General features: G+C 56.3%; 15 protein-coding genes. 8 read left to right on the forward strand and 7 right to left on the reverse strand.

Going from position 1 to position 16,665, the window contains the following annotated elements; genetic code table 11:
- Positions 1-65 precede the first annotated feature (65 nt).
- Positions 66-437, forward strand: a complete 372-nt coding sequence (locus tag FIV03_RS22030; protein WP_228148044.1) for a helix-turn-helix domain-containing protein — start codon at positions 66-68, stop codon at positions 435-437.
- A 426-nt stretch (positions 438-863) separates the two neighbouring features.
- Positions 864-2,321 carry an NAD-dependent succinate-semialdehyde dehydrogenase gene (locus FIV03_RS22035; RefSeq protein ID WP_152510978.1) on the forward strand — a complete coding sequence of 486 codons (1,458 nt, stop codon included), beginning with the start codon at positions 864-866 and terminating at the stop codon, positions 2,319-2,321.
- A 33-nt stretch (positions 2,322-2,354) separates the two neighbouring features.
- Here FIV03_RS22035 and FIV03_RS22040 read toward each other — a convergent pair whose 3' ends face one another.
- From FIV03_RS22040 to FIV03_RS22055, 4 genes are all read right to left on the reverse strand, one after another.
- Positions 2,355-5,120, reverse strand: coding sequence for an EAL domain-containing protein (locus FIV03_RS22040; protein ID WP_209010125.1), 2,766 nt, complete (start codon positions 5,118-5,120; stop codon positions 2,355-2,357).
- 76 nt (positions 5,121-5,196) lie between these two features.
- Entirely contained in the window at positions 5,197-6,234 is a 1,038-nt protein-coding gene (locus tag FIV03_RS22045; protein ID WP_209009746.1) for a FecR family protein, read from the reverse strand.
- A 336-nt stretch (positions 6,235-6,570) separates the two neighbouring features.
- Complete coding sequence (locus FIV03_RS22050; RefSeq protein ID WP_209009747.1) at positions 6,571-7,602, reverse strand: FecR domain-containing protein; 1,032 nt, start codon at positions 7,600-7,602, stop codon at positions 6,571-6,573.
- Between the two features lie 410 nt (positions 7,603-8,012).
- A complete protein-coding gene (locus tag FIV03_RS22055) occupies positions 8,013-8,732 on the reverse strand; it encodes a glycerophosphodiester phosphodiesterase family protein (RefSeq protein ID WP_077293029.1) in 720 nt (239 codons plus the stop codon).
- A gap of 423 nt (positions 8,733-9,155) precedes the next feature.
- Between FIV03_RS22055 and FIV03_RS22060 the strand changes: the two genes are divergently transcribed.
- From FIV03_RS22060 to FIV03_RS22080, 5 genes are all read left to right on the forward strand, one after another.
- Positions 9,156-9,740, forward strand: a complete 585-nt coding sequence (locus FIV03_RS22060; RefSeq protein ID WP_022999451.1) for a YceI family protein — start codon at positions 9,156-9,158, stop codon at positions 9,738-9,740.
- Between the two features lie 52 nt (positions 9,741-9,792).
- Positions 9,793-10,377, forward strand: coding sequence for a cytochrome b (locus tag FIV03_RS22065; RefSeq protein ID WP_152510979.1), 585 nt, complete (start codon positions 9,793-9,795; stop codon positions 10,375-10,377).
- A gap of 23 nt (positions 10,378-10,400) precedes the next feature.
- The gene (locus tag FIV03_RS22070) at positions 10,401-10,958 is read left to right on the forward strand and encodes a YceI family protein (RefSeq protein WP_152510980.1); all 558 of its coding nucleotides are present in this window, start codon (positions 10,401-10,403) and stop codon (positions 10,956-10,958) included.
- Between the two features lie 151 nt (positions 10,959-11,109).
- On the forward strand, positions 11,110-12,747 hold the full coding sequence (locus FIV03_RS22075) for a fumarate hydratase (protein WP_075283804.1): 1,638 nt from the start codon (positions 11,110-11,112) through the stop codon (positions 12,745-12,747).
- Between the two features lie 421 nt (positions 12,748-13,168).
- Positions 13,169-13,762 carry a L,D-transpeptidase gene (locus FIV03_RS22080; protein ID WP_031268808.1) on the forward strand — a complete coding sequence of 198 codons (594 nt, stop codon included), beginning with the start codon at positions 13,169-13,171 and terminating at the stop codon, positions 13,760-13,762.
- An 81-nt stretch (positions 13,763-13,843) separates the two neighbouring features.
- Here FIV03_RS22080 and FIV03_RS22085 read toward each other — a convergent pair whose 3' ends face one another.
- A complete protein-coding gene (locus FIV03_RS22085) occupies positions 13,844-14,413 on the reverse strand; it encodes a TetR family transcriptional regulator (protein WP_152510981.1) in 570 nt (189 codons plus the stop codon).
- 392 nt (positions 14,414-14,805) lie between these two features.
- Between FIV03_RS22085 and FIV03_RS22090 the strand changes: the two genes are divergently transcribed.
- A complete protein-coding gene (locus FIV03_RS22090; RefSeq protein ID WP_152510982.1) occupies positions 14,806-15,276 on the forward strand; it encodes a nuclear transport factor 2 family protein in 471 nt (156 codons plus the stop codon).
- Positions 15,277-15,392: 116 nt separating this feature from the next.
- Here the strand turns inward: FIV03_RS22090 and FIV03_RS22095 are convergent, their stop codons facing one another.
- On the reverse strand, positions 15,393-16,103 hold the full coding sequence (locus FIV03_RS22095) for a DNA helicase (protein ID WP_152510983.1): 711 nt from the start codon (positions 16,101-16,103) through the stop codon (positions 15,393-15,395).
- A 187-nt stretch (positions 16,104-16,290) separates the two neighbouring features.
- Positions 16,291-16,659 (reverse strand): DUF971 domain-containing protein, encoded by a 369-nt coding sequence (locus tag FIV03_RS22100; protein ID WP_055656473.1) that lies wholly within the window; start codon positions 16,657-16,659, stop codon positions 16,291-16,293.
- Positions 16,660-16,665: the final 6 nt, after the last annotated feature.

Raw genomic sequence — 16,665 nt, forward strand, 5'->3', positions numbered from 1 at the left:
AACAATTTATGAGAAATACTCCGTCCCATCCGGAGGAAACCGTTTTTTCGGTGACGGAGACAGCCGTGAATGACGGGGGTGCAATCATGTCGGTGAACAGCAGTGACTACACTCTGGGTGAACGGATCTGCAAGGCGCGCGATGCCTCCAATCTTTCGACCGCCCAGCTTGCACGTCGGCTGGGCATCAAGACATCCACCCTGCAGAGCTGGGAAAGTGACCGGTCCGAACCGCGTTCCAACAAGCTCGTTTTGCTTGCCGGTATCTTGAATGTAAGCCCGACGTGGCTGCTGGTTGGCCGCGGTACGCCGCCGGTTTCGGAAAGCAGCACGACCTCCGATCTCGACAGCATGCGTGTTGCCCTCGACAGGGTCCAGCGCCAGGCTCAGGCACTTGCCGACGAGATTGCCACGCTGCAGGATCGTCTTGAAGGCTGATCCATTTCGCTGACTGACCATTCTTCTTGTGACGGCTGCCAATAGAAAGGTGGCCGTTTTCAAGCGCTTGATTTGCTTGGCGCAAATTTCTGCAAAGCAATGGGACCAGTGTCCTGCGGCGCAGGCGTTAAGTGCATCATCCGGATCCCCGACCGTCTTGGGTCGCCAGACCATGGCCTGACTGCTTGTTTGTCTGCCCGCTATTTTCCGGCACCAGTACGCTTGGCCGGGAAAAGCGCTTGCCAGACCTCACGCCTCCCCCCTATCTCTAGGTCAACGATTTCCTGGTCGGATTCGAGCGAAATCCGAATGCTGGACCCTCCAGCCTTTCTGGCTCCGCTCCTCGCATTCGTCAGAATGCACTCCCTGCCGGGCGATCCGTCAGACCGCCAGCGTCTGCCCCTCTCACGGTTCAGGAAACTACCCATGTCATTGAATGCTGCACTCTTGAAGGAAAAAGTGTTTATCGGCGGAGCATGGAGCGACGCGGACAGCGGACAGACCGTTGCCGTAACCAACCCTGCGACCGGTGAGACGATCGGAACCGTTCCCTTCTGCGGGCGTCCTGAAACCGCAAGGGCGATTGTGGCTGCCGAGGCCGCGCTTCCCGCCTGGAAAGCATTGACGGCAGAGGCGCGGGCCAACCATATGCACGCTCTCTGCGATGCCATCATGGCCGACCTGGACGACCTGGCTGCCCTCCTGACCACGGAGATGGGCAAGCCGCTTGCAGAAGCCAAAGGCGAGATTGCGCTTGGTGTGAAATACATCCGTTTCTTTGCCGAGGAAGGCAAACGGGTTTATGGCGACACCATCCCTTCGCCCTGGGCAGACCGCCGCATTCTGGTGACCAAGGAACCTGTCGGGGTCGTCGGCTCGATCACTCCCTGGAATTTTCCGAATTCGATGATTGCCCGCAAGCTTGGCGCCGCCCTGGCCTCTGGTTGCACGATGGTGATGAAGCCTGCAGAATTTACCCCTTATTCGGCGCTGGTCTACGGCGTGATGGCGGAAAAGGCCGGTCTTCCCAAGGGCGTGATCAACATCATCACAGGTGACGCACCGGCGATTGGCGAGGAGATGTGCGAGAACCCCGTCTTGCGGAAACTGACGTTCACCGGTTCAACCCGAGTCGGCAAGCTGCTGGCCGGGAATGCTGGCCGCAACATGAAGAAGATCTCCATGGAGCTCGGCGGCAACGCGCCCTTTATCGTTTTCGACGATGCCGACCTCGACAAGGCCGTCGAAGGGGCAATTGCCAGCAAGTTCCGCAACTCCGGACAGACCTGTGTCTGTGCCAACAGGCTCTATGTGCAGGCAGGCGTCTACGACGCCTTTGCCCAGAAGCTTAAGGACGCGATGGCAGCGCAGCTGAAGGTCGGCAACGGTCTTGAAGCCGGAACGACCCAAGGCCCGCTGATCAACGAGGCTGCGGTCGAAAAGGTCGCTGATCACGTGCAGGATGCACTGTCCAAGGGTGGTGAATTGATTACTGGCGGACACCGCCCCAACGGACCGGGAACGTTTTTCGAGCCGACACTGATCACCAAGGCGACGTCCGATATGAAAGTGGCGCGCGAAGAAACCTTTGGCCCACTTGCCGTTCTGTTCAAGTTCGACACCGAAGAAGAAGCGGTGCGACTTGCCAATGACACCGAATTCGGTCTCGCCTGCTACTTCTATACCAAGGATCTTGGCCGCACCTTCCGCGTCATGGAACAGCTTCAGTATGGTCTTGTCGGGGTCAACGAAGGTGTCATCACGACGGAGGTTGCTCCCTTTGGCGGCGTCAAGGACAGCGGCATGGGCAACGAAGGCTCGAAGTATGGCCTGGACGATTATCTGAACGTGAAATACAGCTGCATCGGCGGCCTTGGCATGTAGTTGCGTTGCGTCCCGGCCCAACGCCGGGACGCATTACGCCGCGTTGAGCAGTGTCGACTGGAGATTGGCGGAACTCATGGGCCGCCCGAAAAGGTAGCCCTGACCGTACTTGCAGCCCAGTTCGCGAAGCCGCTCGGCCTGTTCAACGGTTTCGATGCCCTCGACGATGACGGACATTCCATAGCCCTTCGCCATATGCAGAACTGCCTCGATCACGGAGATGTCCTGTTTGCTGGCAATCGACTGGCGAACAAACGTCTTGTCGAGCTTGATCTTCGAGAACGGATATTTGGGCAGATAGCCGAGCGAGGAATAGCCGGTTCCGAAGTCGTCCAGTGAGAAGCTGCAGCCGAACGCCCGCATTTCTTCCATGGCGAACTTCAGGTCGAGCGTTTCATCGATGAACAGGGATTCCGTGATCTCGAGATCCAGGCGGTCCGATGGGAATCCGGTTCTTTGCAGCGCCTCGCCGACAGTGGCAACAAGATTGCCGCGGCTGAACTGTATGGCCGACACATTGATGGACAGACGGAGGTGGCTCGACCAGGTCAGCGCTTCCTTCATTCCCCTGTTCAATGCCCAGGCACCCAATTCCACGATATAACCATTCTCCTCGGCAATCGGGACAAACTCGGCGGGTGAGATCGGTCCCAGTTCCCGATGGTCCCATCGCAGCAAGGCTTCAACACCGAAGATCGACCGGTCGGCCAGATTGGTGAGTGGCTGATAGACCATGTGCAACTCGTCGCGGACAATAGCCTTGAAGAGTTCCGTCTCCAGTTGGCGCCGGCGCTGCAGCGCTGCGTCCATCTCCGGCAGAAAACGCAGGACCGGCGACCGGTTGTTTCGCCGGACTTTGGCAAGGGCATTGCCGGATTTCTTCAAGAGATGCTCGGGTGTCATGTCTCCACTGGAAACGATGTATCCGAACTTGAGCTGCACCGAGATCCTGGCGCCTTCGATCTTGTAGTCTTCGCCAATCACTTCCTGGAGTGTCTCGATCAGCGCCAGATCCTGATCCGGCTCACAGCGAAATACGCCTGCAAATACATCTGCTGTAATGGCTGCCCATGTCGTGTGCGCGGAAAGATGGCTTTTCAGACGCATCGCGACCGTTTCACGAAGCTGGTCTCCGTAGGAAAATCCGAGCGAAGCAACGATCTGATCGAAATTGGCGATCGCGAATTGAACCAGACAAACTTCCTGTCCTGTGCCGCGAGCCAGCTTAAGCGTTGCGGCAACTTCTTCTTCAAAACCGTTCCGGTTGAAAAGCCCGGTGCTTGGATCGAACCGTGCGAGATAAGCAAGGCGTTCCGCGGATTCCTTTTCTTCCGTCACATCCCGACATGTCAGACAGGCGACCGCTTCGGTTTCCATATCGCGCAGTTTCTTCGATTTCGCGATCGTGCGTTCAGAGCGCGTGACGACATATTCGATAAACCGGCGTCTACCATCGTCCAGGCGCATGTCCAGGATCTTGGTTACAGGCTGACGGTTTCCGGTGTCGGCAAGCACTGACAGAGCTTCCTCAACCAGTTCCAGCGGCAGTACATTCCTGGCAGGCTTACCGACAAGAGCATCGCTTTGGAACAATGAGCGGGCCATTTGGCTTGCAGCGGAGACACGACCGTCATTCTGAAGGACGACGATTGCATCAAAGCTGTCGTCGAAGACAAGACCGAGCATACGCTCGCTGTTGCGGCGTCTGACGTTGGCGATGTGCGAGAGGAATTTGTGAAAGCCCAGTTCCCGCAGGACGATGCTTGCGGCTGCCAACAGCAGAATGAGATGCGAGCTTGCGGTCGGCACAAGAACGGGAGCCGACTTCTGGATGGCAATGGCACCAATTTCAAACATTAGCGCGCAGAGCGCCAGAATGCTGATCTTGAGGGCCCAGCCTTCGATTTTCGTCAGAAGCAGAGCGAAGAAGACGAGAAGTGCCCACAGGACCGCAATCCCCTCACCCCTGACTTCCATTGCCCTGTTCTGCAACAGCGTTTCGGCCCCGAGTGCCTGAATTATGCTTCCCGGCAAGACATCGTAGACGGGAACAGGAAACAGGTCTCGAAGCTCCTGCGCACTTGCACCGACGATCACCTTCTTGTCCAGAAACAGACCTGGGGCCGCTGACTTGTTCAGGACATCAACAAGCGATACCCGCTCCATCTGTTCCAGTGAGATACTGTAATCAATGCCGAAACTTCCAGCTGCGTCTCCGGTGTACTCGCCCAGGAGAGCCGCAGCAGAGATCTCCGAATTCCCATTGATCTCGAAACCGTACAGATTTCGCCAGATGCGGCTGTCGGTTTCCATCGGAACCATGACGACGACCGGCCAGGCTACATTCAGAAACTGTTCGATCGGCTGGTTGACGACTTGCCCGGCATCCTGTTCAGCCGAAGCAGCTTGCAGGAACGTGGCAAGGCTGACGTTCCCGGCGCGCTCGATCGCGGCTGCAAACAGCGTGTCATCTTCAGGATTGGAAGTTGAGCTGAAATCGATGTCGAATACGATGTCGCGGGCGCCCGCTTCAGCCAGATGATCTGTCAGGTCGGCATAAAGACGGCGCGGCAATGGCCATACGCCAAGTTCATTCAGGCTTCTGGCATCGATATCCACGACCACGATGTCGCCGGAGACCGGTCTTTCGATCGTGTGGAAACGAAACTCCCAGAGAAACCGATCGAAAGCCGTGGTCAGGGCGACCGTGCGCAGAACAGCCACAGCGGCGATCACGCCGACCACGATCAAGACCGCGCTCGCTATCCGTTTCCGCTGTTCAGAGCTTCCGATCAGCACACCCACCGCCCACTTTCTCAGTCCGCACTTCAGGTGTCAGAGGCAAAGCCTCGCACCTGCGGCATCCTGATTACCGTCAATTCTTGTTTTTTCCGTTTCCGTTTCCGGAATTTCCTTTGCCGTTCCCGCCGGCATTGTTGTTGCCGCTTCCGGAATTGCCACTTCCGTTGCCACCGGAATTCCCGTTCCCGTTACCACCGGAATTGCCGTTACCGTTTCCGCCTGCGTTGTTGTTCCCGCTTCCAGAATTGCCATTTCCGTTGCCACCGGAATTCCCGTTGCCGTTGCCACCGGAATTGCCGTTACCATTGCCACCGGAATTTCCGTTGCCATTGCCGCCGGAATTGTTGTTGCCTTTGCCACCGGAATTTCCGTTGCCATTGCCGCCGGAATTGTTGTTGCCTTTGCCGGCATTCCCGTTCGAGTTCGCCGATTTCGCTTCCGCTGCATTTGACGGCACGTTTTTCACGGCCGGTGTTTCAAATGCAGGCGCGCGCTTGGCTCCAGGTTTTACGGTCGGTTTGGTGCGACCGCTTACAGACAGGCCAACCCGGCTCGACGGTGCACTGGCTGCAGCCTGACCGGCTGTCAGGTCCACCCTGTCGCCGGAGGCGAAATCTTCCACAGCGACGACGCCACGTTCGACGGAAACGCGAGCCTGCTTGCCCTGGACATTGACCTCAAATCGCGTGCCTTTGACCACAGCGGCAAAGAACGGGGTTTCGACGGTGAAATGCGGCTGCTGCCGTTTTTCAACATCGATCTCGATCGTCCCTTTTCTCTGCAGCAGTGTGGTCTTTGCTCCATTGCTGCGAAATGCCGACATGGCAAAGGTGGTGTTCGGCCCAACGGCGATGGTTTCGCTGCCTCTGCCTATGAGAGCGCGGGCACCTGCCCTGGTTCCGATGGTGTAGCCTTTTTCAAACACCATGCCCTTTTTGACACGGAAAGCTTCCACGCCAGGCGCAACGAAATAAACGATGCCGGACACACGTTTGACAACCCAGTCCGAAGCATTCGCAGTAGCAGGAAGCAGAACCAGAGCTGCAAGCAAGAGGACCCGCAGAAGTGATCCTGCTTTCCGCTCGACTGAATACATAGCGTCTTTTTTCATCTTGCTCTTCAACACGTTACGACTGACTGTCAATGCCGTGCGCAGAACCCACGGACAGGTTTATTGAGTTCTACACATCCTGTGTAGCATTTCAGCGTTTAACCCAACGTGAAGACAGGCGGAAAATATTGCCTATGCTCGTCACTAGTTGCGATAAACGACTACTTCAAAACAGAAAGGAGCTAGGTAATCTTCCGTAAAATACGGAGTTACCCAGCCCGACCTCCACGACTTGTATCCGCCAATACGGATTGCTTGTCGTCATATTCCTGGAACGTCTTCAGCAGCAGCGAGACTTAATATCCCGAGCGATACCTTTTCGCAGACGGATTGGCGTTACCGACCCTTGCCATTTCCGTTGCCACCGGAATTGCCATTGCCGTTGCCACCGGAATTGCCATTGCCGTTGCCGCCGGAATTGCCGTTGCCGTTGCCACCGGAATTGCCGTTTCCGTTGCCACCGGAATTACCGTTGCCGTTGCCGCCGGAATTACCGTTTCCGTTGCCGCCGGAATTACCGTTTCCGTTGCCACCGGAGTTGCCATTCCCGTTGCCACCGGAGTTGCCGTTGCCATTGCCACCGGAGTTGCCATTGCCGTTGTTCCCCGAGCGGGAATCTCCAGCATTGCCCCGGTTGCCGCCATTGGCAGCTCTTGCTTCAACTTTGGTAGCTGGCACGTTCTTCACGACGCGTGTTTCGAATGAAGGAGCCCGTTTGGGGCCAGAACGCACCGCAGGCTTGTTCTTTCCGCTGACGGATAAACCGACGCGGCGCGAAGGGTTGGTGGCGGCCGCCTGACCGGCGCCTACGTCGGCACGATCTCCGGATGCAAAGTCATGAACACCGACAACGCCCCGCCCCACATTGACCGACGCAGTCCTGTTGCCGACCTTGACCCTGAACTGAGTTCCTTTGACAACAGCGGCAAGGAAAGGGGTTTCCACTTTGAAATGCCGATACCACCGGCGCTTTACGTCCACATCTACCTGACCAAGGTCCTGGTAGACGACCATTCGCTTGATCAGCACGCCCTTCGGCTCAAGCGTCACAACAGAATTTGGAGAAACAACGAATGTTTCTTCACCCCGATTGATGACTACACGCCCACCGCCGGTCTTGATCTTCCATCCCTTGCGCACCGTCATGCCACGCTTGACGGCAAAGGTCTCGCCGGCACGGGTTTGCACCATGACCCGGCCGCTGACGCGTTCGACCGACCAGTGCCACGGCGTGCCACCTGTCTCCGCGTCTTGCGACAATGCCTCTTGAGAAAACCAGAAGGCCATAAGGGCAGCCAGCAGAAGCGACGCTGCCAACCGCATCCGGAGATCCCAGAACTGTCCAACGTCATCAGCTTTTGCTGCCATGCAACTGGCCTGACCTGAGCAATTGACGTTTATTTTGTTGGACATGGGAGCCCTCTCTTGGCCCAGCTTCGGAAGCTCGGCAAGCTATTCCGCCCCCGTTAACAAGACTTGAATTATAATGGGAAACCTTTTTATTTCATTCTTTTAGTAAAAATTGTTCTATCATCTAACGTTTCCAACTTTTTCCCATATTAGATAAAATTTTAATATTAAAACTATTTAAGATTGTGTTTTTGGATAACTAGAGAAAAATCACAATCATAGATACCTGCGATCCCTGATCGAAATGGCGTATGACGCTCAAAATATTTTTTCAATCATTCCAAAACAAAACGGCCAGGAACCCGTAAGTTCCCGGCCACGCCAGTCAATGATTTCCGTCGCAGTGCAATTTGCATCACGCTGGAGCGTCAGACTGTTGCCAAAAGCTCTTTTTCCACGGACTTGAAAATTTCGACCTGGTCGATGTTCATTTGCTCGACGCCGCAGCGCACGGCTTTCTCGAAAACGGCTCGTTCAGACCCGGCGTAGAACATCTGCGTAATCAATCCGGCCTGCTTTGCCTCGTTTATGAGATTCTCTTCCAGGTCATCCTCATGGAATTCCAGGATATGCGCACCCTGGGCAACGGCGCGCTCGACCGAACCAACGTGAGCGTAAAGAACCATGCGCCGCAGGTCCGGTACCTTAGCACGGGCTTCAGCGCGGATTGCCTGATCGAACGAAAACGTCCAGGCGTCACTCAGCATGCCGCGGACTGCCAGCATGTCGCGAATTTCCGCGGGGTCGCCTTCCTTGATCTCAACATAGGTGCCAATACGGCCCTTGCAGGTATCCAGAAACGCATCGAGCCTTGGAACTCGCTCGCCCTTGAAGGTCTCCTTGAACCAGTTTCCTGCATCAAGACGGTCAATTTCGTCGGAAGTCATATCCGAAATTCGGCCACTTCCATCCGTCGTCCGGTCAACAGTTGCATCGTGCATCACGTAGAGGATGCCATCCCTGGACGGTCGAACATCCAACTCGACAACCTCGGCGCCAAGCGCAATTGCTCCCTCGAGCGAGGCAATCGTGTTTTCCGGAGCCTGAAGGCTGGCTCCGCGGTGGCACACAACGACGGCTTGTTTCACGGTTAGGTCTCCTGTGTCTCCAGAGTGATATCCGGAGCTTGGATAGGGCTGGCAAACGGCCACTCTAGAGGGAAGTCGATGAAACAGGTGCCTGAAATTCTTGATGAAATGATGACACTGCAACTTCCCTCGCAATTTCATGTACTTACCGGCTGCGACAACCCATAATTGAATGACTGAACAATTCACTTCAGGCTCGGAACTCTATCGCGATTCTCACCCGATACCGCAGGGTCGACTTTCTATCCCCCTGACGCTTGAAAATCTTTCCAAAGCCACACAGTTAACGGTGAAGAAATCAACTGAATTATTGTTCAGCATTTACGAACAGTCAGTCAAATTGCACCGCACAATTTTCTTCCTATGTTCCAGTCTGCAGCGTTCATGAGCGAACGCTTCTGGTAACATCTATGAGGTTTGATCATGATCCGTCTCGCAGCTTCTGCGCTTGCCCTTTCCCTCGTCGCAGGCACCGCCCTTGCCGAACCGGTGGCCTACGACTTCGACAAGTCCCACGCCAACCTGGCTTTCTCCTATAACCACCTTGGCTACTCCACGACCGAAGGCCGTTTCGGCGAATGGGAAGGCACGCTGCTGATCGACAAGGACACACCTGCCAATTCCTCCATCGAATTCACGATCGACGTCGGCAGCCTCGACACGTTCTGGGCAGAGCGCAACGCGCACTTCCTGAGCGCGGACTTCTTTGACGCAGAAAAATTCCCGAAGGCGACCTTCAAGAGCACCAAGGTCGAAAAGACCGGTGACAACCAGCTGGAAGTGACCGGCGACCTGACCATCAAGGACATCACCAAGCCGGTGACCCTGACCGTTGATGTCACTGCACTTGGTGAGCACCCGATGGCGAAAAAGGAAGCTGCCGGTTTTGCCGTTTCCACAGTTCTGAAGCGTTCCGACTATGGAATGGACATGTATGTTCCCTATGTAGGTGACGACATTACCGTGACCTTCCATTCCGAAGCTCTGAAGTCCGACGCGACCAACTAAGTGAACACCCTCGGAGGCCGGACAGACCGGCCTCCGTTTTCCAGGAGCCGCCATGCTGCGAAACACTTCAACCGGGTATGGAAGGATCGCCATTGCGTTCCATTGGACGATGGCCGTCTTGATCATCGGCATGCTTGGCCTCGGCCTCTACATGCACCAGCTTCCGCCAACCGAACAGGCAACCTTTGAGCTCTATCAGTTGCACAAGTCGATCGGCTTTGTGGTGCTGACGCTTGCCGTGCTCCGTCTTGTCTGGCGCCTTCTCAATCCTTCGCCGAAACTGCCTGACAACATGCACCCGCTGGAAAAGGTCGGGGCGCATCTGGGACATGTCGGCCTATACGCGCTTCTGTTTGCTCTGCCACTGACCGGCTGGTTCATGGTGTCGGCTTCGCCGTGGGGCATTCCGACCATCCTGTTCAACACCTGGCCAGTGCCGCATCTGCCGGTTCCAGGTGTGCTTGGTTCGCAGGAACAGGCGGAAACCTTCTTCAAGCTGCTGCATGAATATGGGGCTTATCTGTTGATCGCGCTGATTGCCGTTCATGTCGCAGCAGCGCTGAAACACCACTTCATCGCCCGCGACACCACGTTGAAACGCATGATTTCAACCGCACCCGCCAAAGCCGATAGCTGACAACACGAACTGGAAATCCGCAGATGACATTGAAGCATTTTACATATGCCGTTGCAGTCCTGTCGGCGACGACCTTCACCGCACCGGCGTTTGCCGACACCTGGAAAGTCGATCCGGACAAGAGCAAGCTCGGCTTTGAAGTGAAACAGGGAGGCGGCACGCTGACTGGCGTCTTCGCGTCCTGGGAAGCAGACATCGATTTTGATCCTGCGACCCCTGAAACCGCCAAGATCAGCGCTGAAATCAAACCCATGAGCGCCACCACCGGCAATGCCCAGTTCGATGGCACCCTGCCTGGCAAGGACTGGTTCAACGCCGGGGACTTCCCGACGGCTGAATTCACGTCCGACACTGTCGAGCTTGTCGAAGGCAACAGCTACCGGGCACAGGGCACGCTCTCCATCAAGGGAATTTCCCAGCCGGTCGAGATGGATTTCACCCTGGACATCGCGGGCGACACCGCCACAGCAAAGGGGACGGCCATCGTCAACAGGCTCGACTATCAGCTTGGCAGCGGCGTCGGTACCGACACGGTCGGAGATATCGTCACCGTTACCCTGGATCTTACGGCGATCCGCTGACATCGCGTTCGGCAAACAAGCCTTCCGGCTCCGACCATTTGATCAGGCTGCGGCACTTGGCGTCCGCAGCCTTTTTGCCGTATGAGAACAGCACTCAACGTTCCAGCGTTTCCCGATGTGACGGGAAGCAGCCAGATCAGGAAAGCCTCCTATGAACGCTCCGCTCACACCTCCAGCTTATCAGCACAGCGCCCTTTTCCCTCAGGGAGAAGACAAGACCCCGTATCGGAAACTGACGTCGGACCACGTCAAGACAGCCGAGTTCAACGGCGAAGAGGTACTGGTTGTCGAAGCTGAAGGTCTACGCCTTCTTGCCGAAGAGGCTTTCAAGGACATCAACCATTTCCTGCGTCCAGGCCACCTGGAACAGCTGAAGAAGATCCTGGAAGATCCGGAAGCGACCGAGAACGACAAATTCGTTGCGTTTGACCTCCTGAAAAACGCGAACATCGCCTCCCACGGTGTTCTGCCGATGTGCCAGGACACGGGCACCGCAATCATCATGGGCAAGAAGGGTCGTCGGGTCTGGACCGACGGGTCGGACGAAGCGGCACTCGGCGAAGGTTCCCGGGACGCCTATTTCAAAAAGAACCTGCGGTATTCCCAGCTTGCGCCGATTTCCATGTTCGAGGAAAAAAACACGAGCAACAACATGCCGGCACAGATCGAGCTCTATGCCGAAGGTGAAGATGCCTACAAGTTCCTGTTCATGGCCAAGGGTGGCGGTTCGGCCAACAAGACCTTCCTGTTCCAGGGCACACCATCACTGCTGACGCATGACCGGCTGGTGGAATTCCTCAAGGAAAAGATCCTCACGCTCGGTACTGCTGCCTGCCCGCCCTATCACCTTGCCATCGTCATCGGCGGCACGTCTGCGGAAATGAACCTCAAGACAGCAAAACTGGCTTCGGCCCGCTATCTTGACGGCCTGCCGACGCAAGGGTCGGAACTCGGACATGCCTTCCGTGACCTTGAGCTGGAAGCCGAGATCCACAAACTGACCCAGGCAACCGGCGTCGGTGCCCAGTTCGGCGGCAAGTATTTCTGCCACGATGTGCGTGTCATCCGCCTGCCGCGTCACGGCGCGTCCTTGCCAATCGGCCTCGCCGTGTCCTGCTCTGCGGACCGGCAGGCCGTCGGCAAGATCACGAAAGACGGGATTTTCCTGGAACAGCTCGAGATGCACCCGGAAAAATACCTGCCGGAGGTCACCGACGACCACCTGTCCGACAATGTGGTCAAGGTCGACCTGACCCGGCCGATGTCCGAAATCCTGGGCGAACTTTCCAAACACCCGATCAAGACCCGGTTGTCGCTTTCCGGACCGCTGATCGTTGCCCGCGACCTTGCCCATTCCAAGCTGCGCGACCGGCTGGAAAGCGGCGAGCCCCTGCCCGACTATTTCAAGAACCATCCGATCTATTACGCTGGCCCGGCCAAGACACCGGAGGGAATGCCTTCAGGTTCGTTCGGTCCGACAACCGCAGGACGCATGGACGCTTACGTCGATCAGTTCCAGGCAGCTGGCGGTTCCATGGTCATGCTGGCCAAAGGCAACCGTTCCGCTCAGGTGCGCCGCGCCTGCCAGGCTCATGGCGGGTTTTATCTCGGCTCCATCGGCGGTCCGGCCGCTCGCCTTGCGCAGGATTGTATCAAAAAGGTGGAAGTGGTCGAGTTCGAGGAACTGGGCATGGAAGCCGTCTGGAGAATCGAAGTCGAGGATTTCCCGGCCTTTATCGTCATTGATGACAAGGGCAACGACTTCTTCAAGGAATTGAACCTCGGCTGAACGCCGCTTCAGTTGAAAACACCAGACCCGCGGTTTTTGCCGCGGGTTCTTTTTTGTCTGTCGACAGACCAACAACAGTAGCCACGCGCCGTTTTGGCGCGATTTGGATCGCGGTCATACGATTCGGAAACAGGCACAGAATCGCCCAATCCGGATCAAAGATAGCTGACGATTTATGCCAAGACGGGCAAATTCCACAATCTCAGCGAGCGAACGCGTCTTCGTCGCGTTTTTCACGAAAAATCCGTTGCAATTTCAGCACAGACCCAGGACATGGTCGGTGGTCACATCAACGTGAGATTTTCCCGAACGCCGTTTTGCGACATAATAATTAAGAGTGCGGCAAGGACATTTTCGTAACGTCACTTTGATTGAGAATCGCATCGTTGAGGCATGAGCCCGATGCTGATGGGGGATCGGAATGAAGAAACTTTTATTTGTAATGGTTGCGGTTCTGGCGGGCGCTTTTGCGCTGACCGCTCAGGCAGCTCCGCGATATGGCTACTTTGACCACAGCACCAACACCTGGGTCACTCCGAAATATCACCCGGGCGGCCCGTCCCCGGTCAAACGCAAGCGCGTGAAATATGATGGCCCGTACCCTGCAGGCACGATCGTCATCGATACCTCCGAGCGCCGTCTTTATCATGTCCTGCCTGGTGGCAAGGCCATGAAGTACGGCGTCGGCGTTGGCAAGGATGGCTTCCAGTGGGCCGGCACGCACCGCATCACCCGCAAGGCTGAATGGCCGAGCTGGACCCCGCCTGCACAGATGCGTGCTCGTGAACGTGCGAAAGGCCGTATCCTTCCGGCTTACATGCCGGGTGGACCGAACAACCCGATGGGTGCTCGCGCGATGTACATCGGCTCGACACTCTACCGCATTCACGGCACGACCGAGCCGTGGACCATCGGTTCGGCTGTCTCTTCCGGCTGTATCCGTCTGGCAAATGAAGACGTGATCCACCTCTACAACAGCGTGACTGTTGGTTCGAAGGTCATCGTGAAGCGCTAAACTGCGGCACCAATTATCAAGAAATAAAGCCGGGCCCTGCCCGGCTTTTTTTTGATGCTCACATCTAGATCCCAGACTTGATCAATTTTCCGGGATGTAGGCATCGATCAGCACCGCTGCCGCGTTCTTTGCCGCGCCTGACGGATCCGGGTCGAACCCCATCTGAGCGGCAACGATTGCCCCCTCCTTGAGAAGGAGGATCTGACGTGCCAGCAGATCCGCCTCGCGAGCCCCCGCCTTTTCCGCAAGGCTCTTGAGTGCCGACAGAAGCAGGCGCTTGTGTTCGGTGGACTGGGCATATGCAGGGTGTACTGGTTCCTGAAACTCAGCCGATGCCTTGATAAACATACATCCCTTGAAACCGGGTTCTTCGAACCACTCTTTCAGAATATCAAAAACTGCGAGCAGCTTTTGCCTTGGCGAAATATCGCGTTCATCCAGCCTGCGCAGGAACCAGTTCCGGAAAGTCTCGTCCCGGTATCTCAACACCGCCAGGATCAAATCATCCTTGGTTCTGAAATGCTTGAACATCGTCGTCTTGGAGATGCCTGTTTCAGCAACAAGCGTATCCATGCCGGTCGCATGGAAACCGTCTCTGTAAAAGACAGCCAGAGACTTGCGTACCAGTTCATCGCGTTTGCTTGGTCGCATGAGCTTCCTTTCTGTACTGACTTGTAAATAGTCAAACATCAGCGATCGTTCAAGATGCCCAAAATAGGTGCTGCCCAAATAGCTGAAACACGACCTCCTCACGTTTTAATGATCTCAAGCACGAAGTTAGCGCCTTGCTATCATGTACAGATCGGTACATATATAACTCGTAACTGAACAGAACGGTACACTTTTATCTGTTTAACACTGCGAGGCAAACCCATGTTCTCACCAAGACCTGCATATCCGCGCGGCTTCTACCTCTTCGGCGCACTTGTTGCCGGGGTACTTGTGATCACATCAGCCTTGACCCCGGCCCCCCAGCCGCTGGACGCCCGCCTTCATGCGGGGTTGGCCTCGTCTCCTCAAATTCAGACCCTGGAGCTTGCGCGATGACAGAACAGCGCCCCCCGCTGCCGCCTTTTACCCTTGAGACCGCCCGCCAGAAGGTGCGTGCTGCGGAAGACGGCTGGAACAGCCGGAACCCGGAGAAGGTCTCGCTAGCCTATACACCGGACACCATTTGGCGGAACCGGTCGGACTTTCCGGTTGGGCGGGAGCAAGTGGTGGAATTCCTCACCAGCAAATGGCAGAGGGAACAGGAGTACCGCCTGATCAAGGAACTGTGGACCTTTGCCGGCAACCGGATTGCTGTTCGCTTTGCCTACGAATGGCACGATGCGGCCGGCCAATGGTACCGCTCCTACGGCAACGAGAATTGGGAGTTCGCACCCAATGGACTGATGCATCGCCGATTTGCCAGCATCAATGATCTCGCCATTTCCGCGAATGATCGCAAGATGCACTGGCCTCAGGGCCCGCGCCTGGCAGACCATCCTGGCCTGAGTGAACTCGGACTTTAGCCAGCCACAACTCTAATTAGCCCGCGAAAACCCAGGACGTTTCAAGACGTGCAAGCAACCGGTGCCCTGCGTTCAGCAGGACACCGGCCGGTGATCCCAAAGACCGGAAGGGCAACTCAATGTCCGGACAGCATCATCTCGCCGTCGTGCAGGAAACAGCCCTTGTCGAAGTGCGATAAATCGACAGGATTGGTTGTGCGGATATCGGAGAACCCTGGCAGTGACCGGATCTCGGGATCAAAGCTTCTATGAACCTGCGACAGGAAGACAAGCGTGATACGCCGCTTGTTTGCAAATTGTCTCAGCTCCTCGATCTGCGCACCGAGCGGAGGTTGCGAGCGATGCTGATCCATGACCTGAAGATAATCGATGACGGCTATGGAGCCCGGCACAACATCAGCCAGCGTCTCTTCAATCTTCTCGGCGCAGACGTTGTCGGAAAGCCTAATCCGGAACGTTCCCGATTTTTCCGGATCGCGGTATCCGCTGGCGGAAAGCTTCATACGAACATCGCGATAAGAACATTCTGACGAGAAGAACACGGACGTTCTGCCGGCCTTGGCCGCTTCTGCAAGCAACTCAAGCCCCAGCACCGTTTTGCCGTGCCCTGGCCGTGCACCAAGGATGACCATGTCGCCTGGTTCAAGCGCTGACAAAAGCCTGACCGACGGTCCTTGGTCGCGTACAGCAGATGCGAGATGGCTCCAGCTTCTGAAACCTTCGCGAACAGCAATTTCGTCCAACGCCCGGCTCAACGCGATGGATTTGCTGCGGGCGAGTGTCCTGGCTTCACGCTTCAGGCGGAAAACGGGTGCAGTAAGTTTCATGGTGCGACCTCCAGATCGAGTGCATCAGCCGCTGTCCCTCCTTATGCGAACGCACGATCGTCTGGTTGCCAGTATGAAACGACCCTGCAGTTCGGCTGCTGCTCCTGATGGAGGGGGATGGCTTGGGTCGAGCCTCGCCCTTTATATCTGATTCCAGCTGGCTTCAGCCAGCTCGGCCTGCTCTCAATCAACGATCCCGTGTCAGGCCCTTGTCCGCCAGTTCCTGCAGGTAGACACCCCAGTGTGCTTCCGGATCTCTGCCTAGCTCGAGGAAATACGTCCAGGTAAAAATCCCAGAATTATGCATGTCGTCAAAATGGATACGGACAGCATAGTTGCCGACAGGTTCGATCTTCATGATCTCGACGTTGCGTTTGCCGGGCACGGTCTGCTTCTGGGATGGATTGTGGCCCTTCACTTCCGCCGAAGGTGAACACACCCGGAGATATTCAGCAGACAATTCGTGCCGTTCACCCGTGTTGAAAGCAACAGTCAGGCTCTTCTTGTCTTTCGATACGCGTAGTTCCGTCGGCCAGGGAGCAGTCGGGTCGGTCATCTCCGG

The organism is Labrenzia sp. THAF187b, from assembly GCF_009363375.1.
Taxonomy (GTDB): Bacteria; Pseudomonadota; Alphaproteobacteria; order Rhizobiales; family Stappiaceae; genus Roseibium; species Roseibium algicola.